Here is a 15,307-nt window from a genome sequence, read left to right as displayed (position 1 = left end):
CGCAGGTCTGCCCGGACGGGCGCGGTGCGGAACGCTGTCGCGTCGTCCGGCGCGACCCGCGACCGGGCGTTTCGCAGGTGGCGCACCGGGCGGAACGGCGGCCCGCATCGGTGCCCCGCGGGCGGGGCCGCGGCCCCTTGCCCGGTGCCCCGCCGCGGCCTAGCTGGCAGGGACAGCCAGGGGGTGCGCCGATGTCGATCGAGATTGCAGGACTGACCAAGCGGTTCGACCGGACCGATGTCCTGCGCGGCATCGATCTGTCGGTCGAACCCGGAGAGCTTCTGGCCCTGCTGGGCCCGTCCGGGTCGGGCAAGACCACGCTTCTGAAGATCATCGCCGGGCTGGAATGGCCCGATGCCGGGCAGCTGCGGGTCGAGGGGCAGGACTGGCTGGCGCTGGCCGCCCGCGACAGACGCATCGGCTTCGTCTTTCAGCATTACGCCCTGTTCCCCCACATGACGGTGCGCGACAATATCGGCTTTGGCCTGTCCGTCCTGCCGCGCGGTCAGCGCCCGACCCGCGCCCAGATCGCCGCCCGCGCGGACGAGCTGATGGCGTTTCTGCAGATCGACCACCTGGCCGACCGCTTTCCGGGGCAGCTGTCGGGCGGTCAGCGTCAGCGGGTGGCGCTTGGCCGCGCGCTGGCGATCAAGCCGCGGGTGCTGCTTCTGGACGAGCCCTTCGGCGCGCTGGACGCCGCGATCCGTCGCGACCTGCGCCGCTGGCTGCGCGGCGTGCACGAGGCGACCGGATCGACGACCATCTTCGTGACCCACGACCAGGAGGAGGCCTTCGAGCTGGCCGACCGCGTGGTGGTCATGGGCGAGGGCCGGATCGAGCAGATCGGCCATGCCGACGCCATCCACGACGCCCCGGCCACCCCCTTCGTCGCGCGCTTTATGGGAGCTACGGTCCAGCTGCCCGTCACCGTCACGGGGGGCCGCGCGAAGGGGCCGGGGCTGGATCTGTCCGCGCTGCCGCAGGTCGCGCTGCGCGACGGCCCGGCGCAGCTGTTCGCGCGCCCCGCCGACCTACGCGTCGCGCCGGACGCCGACGGGCCGTGGCGCGTCCAGACCTTGGCCAGCACCGGTGCCGAGCTTCGCCTGACCGTCGCCCATCCGGGCGGCGCCGAGGCCGAAATCCAGATGCCCCGCCGCGGCGCCCCGACGCTGAGCCGCGGCGCGCCCGTCACGCTGGCCGTCCAGGCCGCAACGATCTTTGCCGATGCCCCAATGCAGAAGGAAACCGCCTGATGAGACTGCCCCTGATCGCCACCGCCCTGGCCCTGACCCTGTCCGGCCCCGCCCTTGCGCAGGACAAGCTGCTGAACGTCAGCTATGACATCGCGCGCGAGCTGTTCGAGGCGCTGAACCCTGTCTTTGCCAAGAAGTGGCAGGCCGATACCGGGCGCAGCCTGACCATCGACATGTCGCATGGCGGATCGTCGCGCCAGGCCCGCGCCATCCTGGAGGGGCTGCCGGCCGATGTCGTGACCTTCAACCAAGAGACCGACGTGGACGTGCTGGCCGACGGCGGCCTGCTGCCCGAGGACTGGCGCGACGCGCTACCGAACGGGGCGTCGCCCTATTACTCGCTGCCCGCCTTCCTGGTGCGCGAGGGCAACCCCAAGGGGATCGAGGATTGGGACGACCTGGCCCGCGACGACGTGGCGCCCGTGTTCCCCAACCCCAAGACCAGCGGCAATGCGCGCTATACCTACCTGGCGGCCTATGCCTATGCGCTGGCGCAGAACGGCGGCGATCAGGCGGCGGCGCAGGAGTTCGTGCGCGCCGTCTTTGACAACGTGCCGGTCTTTGACACGGGCGGGCGCGCGGCCACCCAGACCTTCGCCGAACGCGGCATCGGCGACGTGCTGGTGACCTTCGAAGCCGAGACCGGCCAGATCGCCAAGCAGTACGAGGCGCAGGGATTCGAACGCGTGACGCCATCGATCAGCCTGTTTGCGGCCTTCCCGGTGGCCGTGGTGGCCGAGAATGCCGAGGACAACGGCACGACCGAGCTGGCCACCGCCTATCTGGACTGGCTCTACACCCCTGAGGCGCAGCGCATCCTGGCCCAGAACTTCTATCGCGTCACTGATGAGACCGTCGCCGCGGAAGTCGCCGACACCCAGGCCCCGGTGGAACTGGTCACCGTGGACGACGTCTTTGGCGGATGGGACCGCGTGCGCGAGGAGCACCTGGCCGACGGCGCGATCCTAGACCAGGTCTTCGTGAACCGATGACCACGGCCACGGCCCCGATCCGCGCCAAGCGCGTCCTGCCCGGCTTCACGCTCAGCCTGGGCACGACGCTGCTGTACCTGGTGCTGATCGTGCTGATCCCCATCGCGGCGCTGATCCTGAAGGGTGCGCAGATCGGGCCCGCGGGGTTCTGGGCCATCGTCAGCAGCGACCGTGCGCTGGCCGCGTTCCGGGTCACGCTGACGGCGGCGGCGATCGCCACGGCCTTCAACGCGGTCTATGGCCTGCTGATGGCCTGGGTGCTGGTGCGCCACGACTTTCCGGGCAAGCGCATCCTGGACGCGCTGATGGACGTTCCCTTTGCGCTGCCCACCGCGGTGGCGGGGCTGTCGCTGACGGCGCTGTTTTCCGCCAACGGCTGGTTCGGGCAGGTGCTGCACCCCCTGGGCGTGCCGGTGGTCTATACGGTGCTGGGCATCGCGCTGGCCATGGCCTTCACTTCGATCCCCTTCGTGGTGCGCACGGTCCAGCCCGTGCTGGAGGATCTGGACCCCGCGCTGGAACAGGCGGCCGAGACCCTGGGCGCCACGCCGTGGCAGTCCTTCATCCGCGTGGTCTTTCCGGCGATTCTGCCCGCTTGGCTGGCCGGCTGCGCGACCGCGTTTGCCCGGTCCCTGGGCGAGTTCGGCGCGATCGTCTTCATCGCCGGCAACCTGCCCGGAGAGACCGAGATCGCGGCGCTCCTGGCCTTCATCCGGCTGGAGGAGTTCGACTATAACGGCGCGGCGGCCATCGCGCTGGTCCTGCTGGGCTTTGCGCTGGTGCTGCTGGTCGTGTCGAACATCCTGCAATCCTGGGCCGCCCGCCACCGCGAGGCCACCCGATGACGCCGCGTCGTCCCGCCCGGTCGGGCCGCCTGCTGGTGGCAACGGCCGTGGTGCTGACGCTGCTGATCGTGGTGGCGCCGCTGGTCTTCATCTTTGCCCGCGCCTTTTCCGAAGGCTGGCGGGTCTATGCCGACACCATCCTGCATCCCGATACGCTGCACGCCATCTGGCTGACCAGCCTGGTCGCGCTGATCGTGGTGCCGATCAACATCGCCTTCGGCATCGCCGCCGCATGGGCGGTGGCCAAGCACCGCTTCCGGGGGCGCGGCATCCTGGTCACCATGATCGAGATCCCGTTCTCGATCTCTCCGATCATCGCGGGGATCTGCTATCTGCTGCTCTATGGCCGCCAGGGGCTGCTGGGGCCGTGGCTGCGCGAGGTCGACCTGCAGGTCATGTTCGCGCTGCCGGGCATCGTGCTGGTGACGCTGTTCGTGACCGCACCCTTTGTCGCGCGCGAGGTGCTGCCCCTGATGCAGGCGCAGGGAACCGATCAGGAACAGGCCGCGGTGACGCTTGGCGCGTCGGGCTGGCAGGTGTTCCGCCGCGTGACCCTGCCCAACATCAAGTGGGCGCTGCTGTACGGTGCGGTCCTGTGCACGGCGCGCGCGGTCGGCGAATTCGGGGGCGTGTCCGTGGTGTCTGGCAACATCCGCGGCCAGACCAACACGCTGCCCCTGCATATCGAGCTGCTGTTCAACGACCTGAACGCGGTGGGCGCCTTTGCGGCGGCCTCGACCCTGACCCTGCTGGCGCTGGTCGCGCTGGTCCTCAAGGCGGTGCTGGAGGGGCGGCGCGGCTGAGGGCCCCGCTTGCCCCCGCGGGGCGCCGGGCATAGCGTGGGGTCCAACCCATCAGCCGAGGACATCATGACCCATCACGGCCAGGAACTGAGATCGACGATCACGCCCGACGGAACGCTGCGGGTGCATCTGGAGCCCGTCACCCATCCCGACCCCGCTCCCGGCCAGCTGCTGGTGCGGATCGAGGCGGCGCCGATCAACCCGTCGGACCTGGGGCTGCTGTTCGGGCCCGCCGACATGGACAGCCTGACCGCAGGGGGCACCCCCGACGCCCCGGTCCTGACCGCCACGGTTCCCCCCGCCGCGATGCCCGCGATGAAGGCCCGCATCGGCCAGTCGCTGCCCGTGGGCAACGAAGGCGCGGGCACCGTCATCGCCGCCGGCCCCGACCTGTCCCATCTGGTGGGCAAGCGCGTGGCGATGATCGGGGGGGCGATGTATGCGGACCTGCGCCTGATCGGGCTGGAGGCCTGCATCGTGCTGCCCGACGGCGCGACCGCGGAACAGGGCGCGTCGCTGTTCGTGAACCCGCTGACCGCGCTCGGCTTTGTCGAGACGATGCGGGCCGAGGGGCACAGCGCCATCGTCCATGCGCCTGCCGCGTCGAACCTGGGCCAGATGCTGGTGCGCATCTGCAAGGATGACGGGATCGGCCTGGTCAACATCGTGCGCAGCCAGGACCAGGTCCGGCTGCTGCGCGATCTGGGCGCGGTCCATGTCGTCGACAGCAGCAGCGACAGCTTTCGCGCCGATCTGGAACAGGCGATCGAGGCCACCGGCGCGACGCTGGCCTTCGATGCCATCGGCGGCGGAGAGATGACAAGCATCATCCTGAACGCGATGGAGGCCGCGGCCGCGCGCAAGATGGACAGCTATGACCGGTACGGGTCGGACGTGATGAAGCAGGTCTATGTCTATGGCGCGCTGGACACGGGGCCGACGGTGCTGCGCCGCGGATTCGGGTTCAGCTGGCGCATCGGCGGCTGGCTGCTGTTCCACATGCTGCGCCGCACCGACAAGGCGATCACCCAGAGGATGCGCGAACGGGTCGCGGCGGAAATGACCACGACCTTTGCCAGCCATTATTCCGAACGCCTGACCCTGCGTGAGGCGCTGTCGCCGGATGCGGCCCGTGCCTATGTCCGCAAGGCCACGGGGGCCAAGTACCTGATCACCGGCCCGCGCCCCTAGGCGCAGGTCGAGGTCGCGATCACCGGGAACAGTGTCACCAGGGTCGAGACGAATCCGATCCAGGCCCCCATGGTGATCAACTGCCGCGGGCGTCCCCGGCCCGCGGGCATGACCCGGATCAGCACCAGGTGCAGGATCAACCCCGCCCCCCATGCCAGCCACATCGCCATGTGGTGCCAGTCGGCGATGGGGGCGGGGCGGTCGGTCCAGCCCAGGTTGCAGCCCGCGCCGTGCAGCGCATAGACCAGCAGGAACATCGCTGCCCACAGGATCGGCCCGGCCAGGGCGCGCCACAGCCAGCTCATGACAGCACCTCCTGCGCGGCGACCAAGGTCAGCGACACGGCCGAGGTGCCCAGCCAGAAGGACTGGAACAGCTGCCAGATCGGGGCAGCGCCGCGGCGGGCCCAGCTGGTGCGGCCCCCGCGGGCATCGGCCAGGCTGCGCAGGGCCAGCATCGCCGTGACGACGCCGTGGAACACCGCAAAGCCCAGGATCACCGCGCGCAACGCGTCGCGCGCGTGACGGCGCGGGTCATCCAGCCCCAGGGCCAGCCCCGCCAATGCCACCAGCGCGACCAGGCAGGCGGCCAGTCCGATCCCGGCCCATGTGGTGCCCTCCGCCCGGTCGCGCAGCGCCTCGGCCCGGTGGGCCGCGATCAGGCCGACCGCCATCGCCGCCAGGGCCAGCGCCGCCGTGACCGCCATCGGCAGGGTCGACAGGCCGCTGGCCGGGGCCGGCCATGCGGGGGCCACGACCGACAGGAAGCCCACCCCGAACAGCAACGATGCGTACAGCGTCCCGTCCGCCAGAAGCAGCGCCACCGTCCCCGTGCGGGCCAGTGTGTTGCGCGTCTGCCAATGCAGCGGCAGGGTCAGGCCCGGTGCCACCCGAACGTCGGGATGATCGGTCGTCGATCCCATGATGTCGCCCCATTTCCATGCAGCGATCAGGGTCAGCACGATGCCCACGGGCGCCAGCCAGTAGAGCCCGGCCAGCACCGCCCCGAAAAAGCTGCCGATGGCGGCAGAGGTGAACAGCGGCAGCATGGTGCTTTTGGCCAGGACGGCGACGTGGTCGGGCCGACCGCTGCCCGCGTCCAGGGCCAGAGTCTCTCGCAGGTCGCGCGGCGCGCCGGGCAGCAACCCCTCGCCCCGCGCCAGGGGCAATAGGGCCGAGGAATCGGGCTGGCGCGGTCCGGGCAGCGAGGCGAAGTTGTAGGACGGGGCGGGCACGGGCATCGCCCAGTCCAGCGTGGGCGCGCCCCAGGGGTTGCGCCAGCTGCGCCGCCCGAACAGCCACTGCATCACCACGTCGAAGGCGAACAGCGCAAAGCCCGCCGACATGATCATGCCGAAGATCGACGAGATCAGGTTCAGCCATTCCCATTCCGGGTTGTTGGGATAGACCGCGACGCGGCGTGGCATGCCCAGAAGGCCTGTCAGGTGCATCAGGAAGAACGTGCCGTGAAATCCGATGAGGATCAGCCAGAACGCCGATTCCCCCAGGCCCCGCACCCGCCAGCGCCCGCAGATCAGCGGCATCCAGTAGCTGACCGCGGCCAGCATCGGAAAGACGAAGCCGCCGACCAGCACGTAATGCAGGTGCGCAGTGACGAAGGCGGTGTCATGCGCCTGCCAGTTGAACGGCACCATGGCCAGCATCACGCCGGTCAGCCCGCCCAAGACGAAGGTCAAGAAGAACCCCATGACGTACAGCATGGGCAGGCGGAAGCTGACCTTGCCGTCCCACAGTGTGCCGATCCAGGCAAAGACCTGGATCGCCGTGGGAACCGCCACCAGCGCCGATGCCGCGCTGAAGAAGGCCAGCGCCATGTGCGGGATGCCCACAGTGAACATGTGGTGGACCCACAGGCCAAAGGAGAGGAACACCAGCCCCGCGATGGCCGCGACGATCGCGCCGTATCCTAGGATCGTGGTGCGCGACATGATCGGGATGATCGTGGACAGCGCGCCCGCGGCGGGCAGGAAGATGATATAGACCTCGGGGTGGCCGAACAGCCAGAACAGGTGCTGCCACAGCAGCGGGTCGCCGCCCCGCGCGATGTCGAAGAACGGCCAGTCGAAGGCGCGCTGTACCTCCAGCAGGATCGATCCCAGGATCAGCGGCGGAAAGCCCACCAGCATCATCACAGCCGTGCCCAGCAGGTACCAGCCCATCAGCGGCATCCGGGTCAGCGGCATATGCGCCGCACGGCAGCGCAGGATGGTCACGGTGATCTCCACCGCGGCGGCCATGGCGCTGATCTCGACGAAGGTTACGCCCAACAGCCAGACATCGGCGTTGATGCCCGGGGTGTGGGTGCTGTCGGCCAGCGGCACGTACATGAACCACCCGCCATCGGGGGCCACGCCCGCCACCAGCGACAGCACGATCACCGTGCCCCCGAACAGATAGCACCAGTAGCCCAGGGCCGACAGGCGCGGGAACGCCATGTCGCGTGCGCCCAGGATCTTGGGCAGCAGCCACAGGGCCAGCCCCTCCAGCATGGGGATGGCGAACAGGAACATCATGATGCTGCCGTGCATCGTGAAGATCTGGTTGTACAGCTCGACATCCAGGAAGGCGCCGTCGCGGGTCGCCAGCTGCGCGCGGATCAGCATCGCCAGCACGCCGCCGATGGCGAAGAACGCGAAGGACGTCGCCATGAAGCGCAGGCCGATCGTGCCGTGGTTGACCGAGGTGAAGAACCCCCGCCATCCCGGCTCGTCCGACCAGGTGCGGTCCAGCTGGCGGTGCAGGGCCAGCGCGCGCTGTGGCGCGTTGGCTGCCACGTCGCTGGCGGGGTCGAACATCGGGTCCATCGGGGCGATGGTCCGGCCGCCCTGCGGCTGCGGATCGGTCATGGGCGGGTCTCCGGGATCAGGGCGCCCGACATGTCGGGCATCGGGCCGTTCGGGTCATAGGCCACGACGGTGAAGCGCATGAAGCTGTGCCCGGTGCCGCAGAATTCGGCGCACAGGCCCTCGTAGGTGCCGGGCTGGTCGGCGCGCAGGCGGTGGATGTTCTGGTGGCCCGGGATGGCGTCCATCTTGCCGCCCAGTTGCGGCACCCAGAAGCTGTGGATGACGTCCTGGGCGGTGATGACCACGTCGAAATCCTGTCCCGCCGGCACATAGAGCGTATCGCGGGTCTGCACGATGGCGCCGTCGAAGCCGGGCTGGTCGAACCGCCATTCCCATTGCGCGGCATGGGCCTGGACGCGGGGGACGTCGTCGGCGCGCGCCAGCAACCCCTCTCCCAGCCACAGCGAAAACCCCAAAAGGACGACCAGCACCGACATCGAGAACCCGAGGCCCCAGCCCCAGATCCACGTCCGTTCCGACCGCCGCGCGCCGTTGTTGCGCACCGCCAGGACCAGCAGCCCGAAGACCAGGACGCAGATCAGCGCCGAGCCCGCCAGCATGATCCACCACAACAGCGCGATGTCGCGCGCCGCGGGGCCCGCGGGGCTCAGCGTGCTGTGCCCGCCGCCGCATGCGGCCAGCAGCGGAACCACGGCCCCCGCCAATGCCTTGTGCCAGAAGCCCCTGACCCAACGAGAGTGCCCATGCGCCAGAGACGCACCTGGAAACAGCGACGCCGCCTTGCCGACCCGATCGAGGAACATGTCGCCTTCAACGACACCGAGACCAAGATTGCCCTGTCCGGCCATCCGCTGCACGCGATGATGGTGGCCTTTCCCATCGCGCTGGCCTTCTCCACCTTCGGGGCCGACGCGATGTACTGGCTGACCGCCGACGAATTCTGGCCGCGCGTCGCGCTGTGGGCGACAGGCGCGGCCTTCGGCCTGGGGGTCCTGGCCGGGATCACCGGCACGATCGAGTTGCTGATGGTGCCCGGCATCCGCATCCGGGCGGCAAGCTGGACGCATTTCATCCTCGCGGTGATGCTGTTGTCCCTGCTGGGACTGAACTGGGGGTTCCGCCTGCCCGATCCGCAGGACGTGGTGCTGCCCTGGGGCATCCTGCTGTCGGCGCTGACGGCGGCCATGACCGGGATCACCGGCTGGCATGGGGGCAAGCTGGTCTTCGACTATCAGATCGGCACGAAAAGCGACGGGGCGGGCGGCTAGGCGGGCCGTCATGGCTGGTCCACCGACTGACCGCGGGGGGCCAGCATGAAATCGGGCATCCAGTCCGCGACCCAGGCCAGATCCGGCTTGGCCAGCACCAGCCACAGCACGCCCATCATCAGCGGTAGCCCCAAAACCAGCGCCCAGAGGGCCGACGGCATGTTCTGCAGCCCGCGATGTTCCCCCGACGTCAGGATCAGGTGACCGATCCAGGCATGGACCAGCGCCATGCCCGCCACCAGCGTCAGCTTGGCCACAAACCACAGGTCGAACACCTGATCGGCAAAGATCAGGCCGGTCCCGGCCGCGATGGCGATGACCGCCGCCGGCGTCGCAAAGCCGACATAGCCGAAATGCGTGATCAGCCGGAATTCGGCATAGCGGGCCTGGGTCTGGCTGCTGTCGGCCTTGCCGCGCCAGATCTGGCCATAGAAATGCAGAAGCAGCGGCAGCGCCACCAGCGACGCGCACCAGCACAGCATGGCCGCCAGGTGCAGGTACTTCAGCCCCGCGACCATCATGCGGCGAATCCCCGCCGCCAGGCATGCCAGACCATGCGACCCGCGATGGCCGCCACGGGGACAAAGCCCGGCACCCACATGATCAGGCCCGCCAACTGCTGGTCCGTCAGGGGCGACATGCCCCAGGCCATCGCGCCGCCCACATGCGGGAAATACAGGATGTCGGGGGCAAAGGTCAGGATCGCGCCTAGAAAGCCCATGATGCCGGCCAGCCCGCCGATCAGCACGGCGCGGCGCATCGCCTCCTCGGCCCCGAAACCGGGGGCAAGGACCGCCGACCAGAACGCCCAGGCCGGCAGCAGCATCGCCGCCTGCATCAGCCAGTACAGCTCGTCAGACGCCCAGATCGCGTCATAGACCCCCGGCAGGTGCCATGCGATCATCGCCGCGCTGACCGCCGCCAGCGACAGCCCGGCCGGCAGTCGCGGCACCAGCGGCAGCGCCACGGCCAGCGCCGGTGCGGCCAGCGTGATCAGCACCAGGTGATGCGCCGCCCGCGCCGAGAACAGCGCCACCGTCAGGGCACAAAGGGGCGACACGAAGGCCACGACCAGCGCCCCCACCGCCAGGGCCGCGGGACCGCGACGGTCAGGCACCGCCTTGCGCGCCAGGACCATCGCCAGTGCCGCGATGCCGATCAGCACCCAAGGGTCAAGGTTCCAGCTGGACCACAGGTGGTCCGGCGCCGGTGCCGGGCCGCAATAGGGCATCAGCGCCTGTGTCATCGTGTCTCCTTGGTTGCGGATTGCGGGCGGGCGCGCGCAATGTCGTTCCCCAACAATGGCCTGCGCCCCGGGTTCCATGCAAGCATTCGGAACTGCGTGCAAGCGGTCGCGTTTGCCCCCCATGACCGTCGTCCCAAGCCAGAATCCTGACGCCCATATCCGCCCCGGCGACCGCACAGGGGCCGTGCGGTTGCAGGCCGCGGGCTGGATCCTGCTGGCGCTGGCGGCCCTGATCCTGCCCTTTGCGGTGATCCTGGCCGGCGATCCACCGCGGGATGCGGCCTTCACGCAGACGATGGCCTTTGGGCTTGGCTTCGGGGCGTTGGCGCTGGTCGGGCTGCAATTCGCGTTGACCGGACGGCTGAAGCCGCTGCTGCGTCCGTTCGGTGCCGACATCATCCCGGTCTTTCACCGGCTCCTCAGCTGGGGGGCGGTGGCGCTGATGCTGGGGCATTTCGCGATGATGTACATCTGGCACAAGGACGACATGGGCGTCCTGAATCCGCTGAAGGCCGATCCCTACATGACGGCGGGTCGGGTTGCGCTGGTCTGCTTCGGGGCGATGGTGATCACGTCGGAATTCCGCAAGCGGCTGCGGCTGGACTATCTGTGGTGGAGGTATCTGCATGTCGGCCTGGCGCTGACCGGGTTTGCGGCGGCGATCTGGCATGTGCTGGGGGCCGGGCATTTCACCGGGGCCGACGGGACGCGGGGGCTGTGGCTGGCGATCACGCTGGCTTGGGGCGGGCTGATCGCCTACACGCGCGTGCTGCGCCCCTGGCGACAGTCGCGCAACCCCTGGCGCGTGATCGAGAACCGTGACGAGGGTGACGGCATCCGCACCCTGGTCCTGCGCCCCGAGGGGCGTGCGCTGCGCAACTGGCGGCCGGGACAGTTCGCATGGCTGGCCGTTGGCGGCACGCCCTATTCTCTGCGCGAACATCCGTTCTCGATCTCGACCGCGCCGGACAAGGGGCCGGACATCAGCTTCTCGATCAAGCCCCTGGGGGACGACAGCCGCCGCCTGTCGCAGACGCCGGTGGACAGCGTGGCCTGGATCGACGGGCCCTATGGCGTCTTCACCATCGACCGCGAGGCCGATGCCGAAGGGTTCGTGATGATCGCGGGCGGGGTGGGCATCACGCCCATCCTGGCCAACCTTCACGCGCTGCAGGCCCGCCGCGATCCGCGCACCATCCACCTACTTTATGCGAACAAGGACTGGGACGACGTGCCGTTCCGCGATCAGCTGGCCCGCATCGCCCAGGACATCGACCTGCGCGTGACCCATATGATCGAGGAGCCGCCCGAACCTTGGGACACGGGCGGCCACGTGGCGGTCAAGGGGCGGATCGACGCCGCGATGCTGGACCAGGTGCTGCCCGACCGGACGCGTCACTGGCCGCACATGATGTGCGGGCCTGCGCCGATGCTTTCGGCAATTCGTGCGGGGCTGGCGGGCAGAGGCACGCCCCTGTCCGCGATCCACGCCGAAATCTTCGAGATGGTGTGACCGATGCGCCCGCGTCTTGCCTTGGCCTCGGCCATCCTGCTGATCGCCGTGACGGTGGCTTGCGCAATCGTCATGGCCAGCCTGACGTCACGCGGCGGTGACGCGCCAGATGATGTCGCCCACGTCGTCGGCCACCAGAAGCGACTTTCCGTCAGCGCCGATGGCGACGCCCACGGGACGGCCATAGGCGGTCTTTTCGTCATCCGACAGGAAGCCTGACAGGATGTCGCGCGGCGGGCCCGACGGCTTGCCGCCTGCGAACGGCACGAAGATCACCCGGTACCCGCTGAGGGTCGAGCGGTTCCACGACCCGTGCTGGCCGATGACCATTCCGTCGGGAAAGCCGGGCAGGGTGCCCGCGGGCATCCAGCACAGACCCAGGGAGGCGGTATGCCCGCCCAGGGCATAGTCCGGCGTGATGGCGCGGGCGACCAGCGCCGGATCCTGCGGCACGCGGTCGTCGACGGTCTGGCCCCAATAGCAGTAGGGCCAGCCATAGAACCCGCCCTCGCGCACGGATGTCAGGTAATCGGGCGGCGTCTCGTCGCCCAGGCCGTCGCGTTCGTTGACCACCGTCCACAGGGTGCCTGTCGACGGCTCCCACGCCATGCCGACCGCGTTGCGCAGCCCCGAGGCGAAGATGCCGGCCTGTTCGGTCTCCAGGTCCAGACGCCAGATGGCGGCGCGGCCCTCCTCGGCTTCCATGCCCTGATCGCCGATGTTGCTCAGCGATCCGACGCCGGCATAAAGACTGGTTCCGTCGGGCGACACGATCAGGCTGCGCGTCCAGTGGCCGTTCGGCTTGAACGTGACCAGCCTGCGTCCCGCCGCGGTGATCGTCGTCTGGCCCTCCTGATAGGGGAAGGCCACGATTCCGTCCGTGTTGCCGACATAGAAGGTGTCACCCACCAGTGCCATGCCGAAGGGCTGGTTCTGCCGCTCCAGGAACACTTCGCGTGTCTCGGCCACGCCGTCGCCGTCGGTATCGCGCCACAGCGTGATGCGGTTCGCGCTGGTGCCGATGGCGCGGGCGCGGCGCATGGTGGCCTGGGCCGCGTGGTCCATCAGCGTCTTGGGCGGATTGGGCTGCTCCTTGGATTCGGCCACCAGCACGTCGCCGTTCGGCAGCACCTCGATCCAGCGGGGATGGTCCAGCCCCGAGGCGAAGGCGTTGACCGCCAGACCCGGTGCCGTGTCGGGGACATGGCCCGGCGCCCAGCCCTTGGCGGTCGGCATCTTCAGCGTCATGATTCCCTGCCGCTTGGCGTCGGGAATGGTCGGTGCGGTGCCTACCGCCTGAACCTTGGGCGCGCCGAACCGCCTGATTGCCACCATCGTGCCGCCCACGACCGCGGTCGCCCGTGCCAGAAAATCCATCATCCGCCCCCTTGCTGTCGAAGCCGCACCTTAGCGACCCCTGCCGGGGCGTCAAACGCTGATGGTGTCGCAACCCCGGCGGAGATGCCCTACCAGCCTGCGGTACGTCGGGGTTCGACGGCTGCGGGACGCAGGGCCTGCTGAGGCGTGGTGCGGAACTGGCGCGCCTTGCTTGCCAGCTGATCGGTCTGCTCCTCAAGCGCGCGGGCGGCGGCGGTCGTCTCCTCGACCATGGCGGCGTTCTGCTGGGTGACCTTGTCCATCTGGTCGGCCCCCGCCGACAGCGCGCGCAGGCTTTGCGACTGTTCGCGCGCGCTGGAGGCGATCATGGTGATGATCGTGCGCACCGCCGACACCTCCTCGACGATCGTGACCAGCGATGCGCCCGAGCTGCGCACCAGGCCCGCCCCCTCGCGGACATGGACGGTCGAGGCGCCGATCAGGTCCTTGATCTGATGCGCGGCCTCGGCGGTCTTGTGGGCCAGGGCGCGGACCTCGTGGGCGACGACGGCAAAACCACGCCCGGCCTCTCCGGCGCGCGCGGCCTCGATACCCGCGTTCAACGCCAGCAGGTTGGTCTGGAACGCGATCTCGTCGATGACGGTGATGATGGTGCCGATCTGGCGGGTCGATTCCTCGATCTCGCCCACGGCACCCACGGCCTTCTGGACGATCTCTCCGCCGCCTTGCGCGTTGCGCTGCGCAGTCTCGGCGCTGGTCTGGGCGGTGGACACGCCCTCGGCCGCCTGATCGACGCCGCGCGACACCTCGTTCAGGGCGGCCACGGTCTCCTCTAGGTTGGCAGCCTGCTGTTCGGTGCGATGGGCCAGGTCATGGGCGGCGGCGCTGATCTCGGCCAGGCCGCCGCGGATGACGGCCACGCCGTCGACCACCAGCCCCAGGGCCTCGTCCAGCTGACCGAGCGAGGTGTTGAACTGATCCTTGACGGCATCGAACTCGGGCGCGACCGGATCGGTGATGCGCACCGTCAGATCGCCTCGGCTTAGCCGGTCGAAGCCGGTGCTGATCGCCCCCACGAAATGCTGCAGCTGGGCGGCGCGCAGGTTGGTCTGTTCGACCATTTCGGCCTGCCGCGCGTTCACGGCATCGGCGTCGCGCGCCAGGCGGTCGCGGTCGATGGTGGCGGCGCGGAACGTCTCGACCGCGCGGGCCATGGCGCCGATCTCGTCCCTGCGGGCGGCGCCGGGGACGGTGTCGTCGGTCTGGCCCTGGGCCAGGCGCCCCATCATCGCGGTCAGCGCCTTGATGGGCTTGCTGATGCTGCGCGACAGCGGGATGGCGCAGGCGATAAGCGCCAGAAGCAGCAGCCCCGACCACAGCCCGCTGCGCCGCATCTCGGCCATGAAGTCGGCGGTGATGTCGTCAACGTAAAGACCCGCGCCGACCGTCCAGCCCCAGGGCGCGAACAGCGTGGAATAGGACAGCTTGGGCAGCGGATCGCCCCCCGACAGACGCGCGACGAAATACTCGGTGAAACCACCCCCCGCGCGCGCGGTCACGATCATCTCGCGGATGTGCAGCTTGCCGTTGGCATCGGTGGCCTCCCAGGCATTCGTGCCCTCGCGTTCGGTATCGGGATGCATGACCCGCAGACCCTGGGGGTCGTAGATGAAGACATAGTCGTCGTCGCCATAGCGGATGGCGCGGGCGGCCTCCTTGGCGCGGTGCTGGGCCTCGTCCAGGGTCATCGCGCCGGACTGGGCCTGGGCTGCGAAATGGGTCAGCATGCTGACCGTGCTTTCGACCTGGGTCGCGATCAGCTCCTTGCGGTCCTTCCACAGAAGGTGGTGCAGCGAGGACAGCTGCAGCGACATCGCAAGGATGCTGAGCGCGACGGCAACCCCGGTCAGCAGGGTCAGTTTACGTGAGATTCCAAAGGTCATGCAGCGGCCTTCCCGGTATGATCCGACAAGACATAGCGGCGACACATGAACGGATCGTTGACGCCGGCAGGGAATTGCACGTCGTGCG

14 protein-coding genes are annotated in these 15,307 nt (G+C 69.1%); 7 read left to right on the top strand and 7 right to left on the bottom strand.

Annotated elements, in window-relative coordinates; genetic code table 11:
- Nucleotides 1–191: 191 nt before the first annotated feature.
- The 5 genes from EOJ32_RS16880 to EOJ32_RS16860 all read left to right on the top strand — a co-directional run bounded on the left by EOJ32_RS16880 (nucleotide 192) and on the right by EOJ32_RS16860 (nucleotide 5,084).
- Nucleotides 192–1,253: a sulfate/molybdate ABC transporter ATP-binding protein gene (locus EOJ32_RS16880; RefSeq protein WP_127899544.1), complete on the top strand. Its 1,062-nt coding sequence runs from the start codon at nucleotides 192–194 to the stop codon at nucleotides 1,251–1,253.
- Nucleotides 1,253–2,245 carry a sulfate ABC transporter substrate-binding protein gene (locus tag EOJ32_RS16875; protein ID WP_127899543.1) on the top strand — a complete coding sequence of 331 codons (993 nt, stop codon included), beginning with the start codon at nucleotides 1,253–1,255 and terminating at the stop codon, nucleotides 2,243–2,245. Before EOJ32_RS16880 ends, EOJ32_RS16875 begins: the two co-directional genes overlap by 1 nt.
- On the top strand, nucleotides 2,242–3,090 hold the full coding sequence (gene cysT / locus EOJ32_RS16870; protein WP_127899542.1) for a sulfate ABC transporter permease subunit CysT: 849 nt from the start codon (nucleotides 2,242–2,244) through the stop codon (nucleotides 3,088–3,090). The genes EOJ32_RS16875 and cysT overlap by 4 nt, the downstream gene beginning before the upstream one ends.
- A complete protein-coding gene (cysW, locus tag EOJ32_RS16865; protein WP_127899541.1) occupies nucleotides 3,087–3,893 on the top strand; it encodes a sulfate ABC transporter permease subunit CysW in 807 nt (268 codons plus the stop codon). Before cysT ends, cysW begins: the two co-directional genes overlap by 4 nt.
- A gap of 66 nt (nucleotides 3,894–3,959) precedes the next feature.
- A complete protein-coding gene (locus tag EOJ32_RS16860; protein WP_127899540.1) occupies nucleotides 3,960–5,084 on the top strand; it encodes a zinc-binding dehydrogenase in 1,125 nt (374 codons plus the stop codon).
- Here the strand turns inward: EOJ32_RS16860 and EOJ32_RS16855 are convergent.
- Genes EOJ32_RS16855 through coxB form a run of 3 tightly spaced genes read right to left on the bottom strand, consistent with a single transcriptional unit; the run spans nucleotide 5,081 to nucleotide 8,603 of the window.
- Nucleotides 5,081–5,389, bottom strand: a complete 309-nt coding sequence (locus EOJ32_RS16855) for a hypothetical protein (protein ID WP_045999728.1) — start codon at nucleotides 5,387–5,389, stop codon at nucleotides 5,081–5,083. The genes EOJ32_RS16860 and EOJ32_RS16855 overlap by 4 nt on opposite strands.
- Entirely contained in the window at nucleotides 5,386–7,899 is a 2,514-nt protein-coding gene (locus EOJ32_RS16850) for a cytochrome c oxidase subunit I (RefSeq protein WP_127899566.1), read from the bottom strand. Before EOJ32_RS16850 ends, EOJ32_RS16855 begins: the two co-directional genes overlap by 4 nt.
- A gap of 47 nt (nucleotides 7,900–7,946) precedes the next feature.
- Nucleotides 7,947–8,603 carry a cytochrome c oxidase subunit II gene (gene coxB / locus EOJ32_RS16845; RefSeq protein ID WP_240542561.1) on the bottom strand — a complete coding sequence of 219 codons (657 nt, stop codon included), beginning with the start codon at nucleotides 8,601–8,603 and terminating at the stop codon, nucleotides 7,947–7,949.
- Between the two features lie 51 nt (nucleotides 8,604–8,654).
- Here coxB and EOJ32_RS16840 point away from each other — a divergent pair, with 51 nt between their 5' ends.
- Nucleotides 8,655–9,179, top strand: coding sequence for a DUF2231 domain-containing protein (locus EOJ32_RS16840; RefSeq protein WP_045983237.1), 525 nt, complete (start codon nucleotides 8,655–8,657; stop codon nucleotides 9,177–9,179).
- 8 nt (nucleotides 9,180–9,187) lie between these two features.
- On the opposite strand, the gene EOJ32_RS16835 is transcribed toward EOJ32_RS16840, so the two are convergent.
- Nucleotides 9,188–9,700: a CopD family protein gene (locus tag EOJ32_RS16835; RefSeq protein ID WP_198143092.1), complete on the bottom strand. Its 513-nt coding sequence runs from the start codon at nucleotides 9,698–9,700 to the stop codon at nucleotides 9,188–9,190.
- Nucleotides 9,697–10,425 (bottom strand): cytochrome c oxidase assembly protein, encoded by a 729-nt coding sequence (locus tag EOJ32_RS16830; RefSeq protein ID WP_127899538.1) that lies wholly within the window; start codon nucleotides 10,423–10,425, stop codon nucleotides 9,697–9,699. Before EOJ32_RS16830 ends, EOJ32_RS16835 begins: the two co-directional genes overlap by 4 nt.
- 121 nt (nucleotides 10,426–10,546) lie before the next feature.
- On the opposite strand from EOJ32_RS16830, the gene EOJ32_RS16825 reads away from it, so the two are divergent.
- Nucleotides 10,547–11,938, top strand: a complete 1,392-nt coding sequence (locus EOJ32_RS16825; protein WP_164871487.1) for a ferric reductase-like transmembrane domain-containing protein — start codon at nucleotides 10,547–10,549, stop codon at nucleotides 11,936–11,938.
- Between the two features lie 87 nt (nucleotides 11,939–12,025).
- On the opposite strand, the gene EOJ32_RS16820 is transcribed toward EOJ32_RS16825, so the two are convergent.
- A complete protein-coding gene (locus tag EOJ32_RS16820) occupies nucleotides 12,026–13,315 on the bottom strand; it encodes a sorbosone dehydrogenase family protein (protein ID WP_127899565.1) in 1,290 nt (429 codons plus the stop codon).
- Between the two features lie 89 nt (nucleotides 13,316–13,404).
- The gene (locus EOJ32_RS16815) at nucleotides 13,405–15,219 is read right to left on the bottom strand and encodes a methyl-accepting chemotaxis protein (RefSeq protein ID WP_127899536.1); all 1,815 of its coding nucleotides are present in this window, start codon (nucleotides 15,217–15,219) and stop codon (nucleotides 13,405–13,407) included.
- Between the last annotated feature and the right edge of the window lie 88 nt (nucleotides 15,220–15,307).

Origin of the sequence: Paracoccus sp. Arc7-R13, assembly GCF_004010775.1 — a bacterium.
In the GTDB taxonomy this organism is placed as follows: Bacteria; Pseudomonadota; Alphaproteobacteria; order Rhodobacterales; family Rhodobacteraceae; genus Paracoccus; species Paracoccus marcusii.
The sequence above is the reverse complement of the archived record's forward strand: the minus strand, read 5'-3'. Positions and strand labels throughout refer to the sequence as shown.

What these genes read in the sequence shown, in the direction of transcription:
- EOJ32_RS16880 (WP_127899544.1), top strand. Translation starts at nt 192, where the DNA reads ATGTCGATCGAGATTGCAGGACTGACCAAGCGGTTCGACCGGACCGAT.
- EOJ32_RS16875 (WP_127899543.1), top strand. Translation starts at nt 1,253, where the DNA reads ATGAGACTGCCCCTGATCGCCACCGCCCTGGCCCTGACCCTGTCCGGC.
- cysT (WP_127899542.1), top strand. Translation starts at nt 2,242, where the DNA reads ATGACCACGGCCACGGCCCCGATCCGCGCCAAGCGCGTCCTGCCCGGC.
- cysW (WP_127899541.1), top strand. Translation starts at nt 3,087, where the DNA reads ATGACGCCGCGTCGTCCCGCCCGGTCGGGCCGCCTGCTGGTGGCAACG.
- EOJ32_RS16860 (WP_127899540.1), top strand. Translation starts at nt 3,960, where the DNA reads ATGACCCATCACGGCCAGGAACTGAGATCGACGATCACGCCCGACGGA.
- EOJ32_RS16855 (WP_045999728.1), bottom strand. Translation starts at nt 5,389, where the DNA reads ATGAGCTGGCTGTGGCGCGCCCTGGCCGGGCCGATCCTGTGGGCAGCG.
- EOJ32_RS16850 (WP_127899566.1), bottom strand. Translation starts at nt 7,899, where the DNA reads ATGTTCGACCCCGCCAGCGACGTGGCAGCCAACGCGCCACAGCGCGCG.
- EOJ32_RS16840 (WP_045983237.1), top strand. Translation starts at nt 8,655, where the DNA reads ATGCGCCAGAGACGCACCTGGAAACAGCGACGCCGCCTTGCCGACCCG.
- EOJ32_RS16835 (WP_198143092.1), bottom strand. Translation starts at nt 9,700, where the DNA reads ATGATGGTCGCGGGGCTGAAGTACCTGCACCTGGCGGCCATGCTGTGC.
- EOJ32_RS16830 (WP_127899538.1), bottom strand. Translation starts at nt 10,425, where the DNA reads ATGACACAGGCGCTGATGCCCTATTGCGGCCCGGCACCGGCGCCGGAC.
- EOJ32_RS16825 (WP_164871487.1), top strand. Translation starts at nt 10,547, where the DNA reads ATGACCGTCGTCCCAAGCCAGAATCCTGACGCCCATATCCGCCCCGGC.
- EOJ32_RS16820 (WP_127899565.1), bottom strand. Translation starts at nt 13,315, where the DNA reads ATGGATTTTCTGGCACGGGCGACCGCGGTCGTGGGCGGCACGATGGTG.
- EOJ32_RS16815 (WP_127899536.1), bottom strand. Translation starts at nt 15,219, where the DNA reads ATGACCTTTGGAATCTCACGTAAACTGACCCTGCTGACCGGGGTTGCC.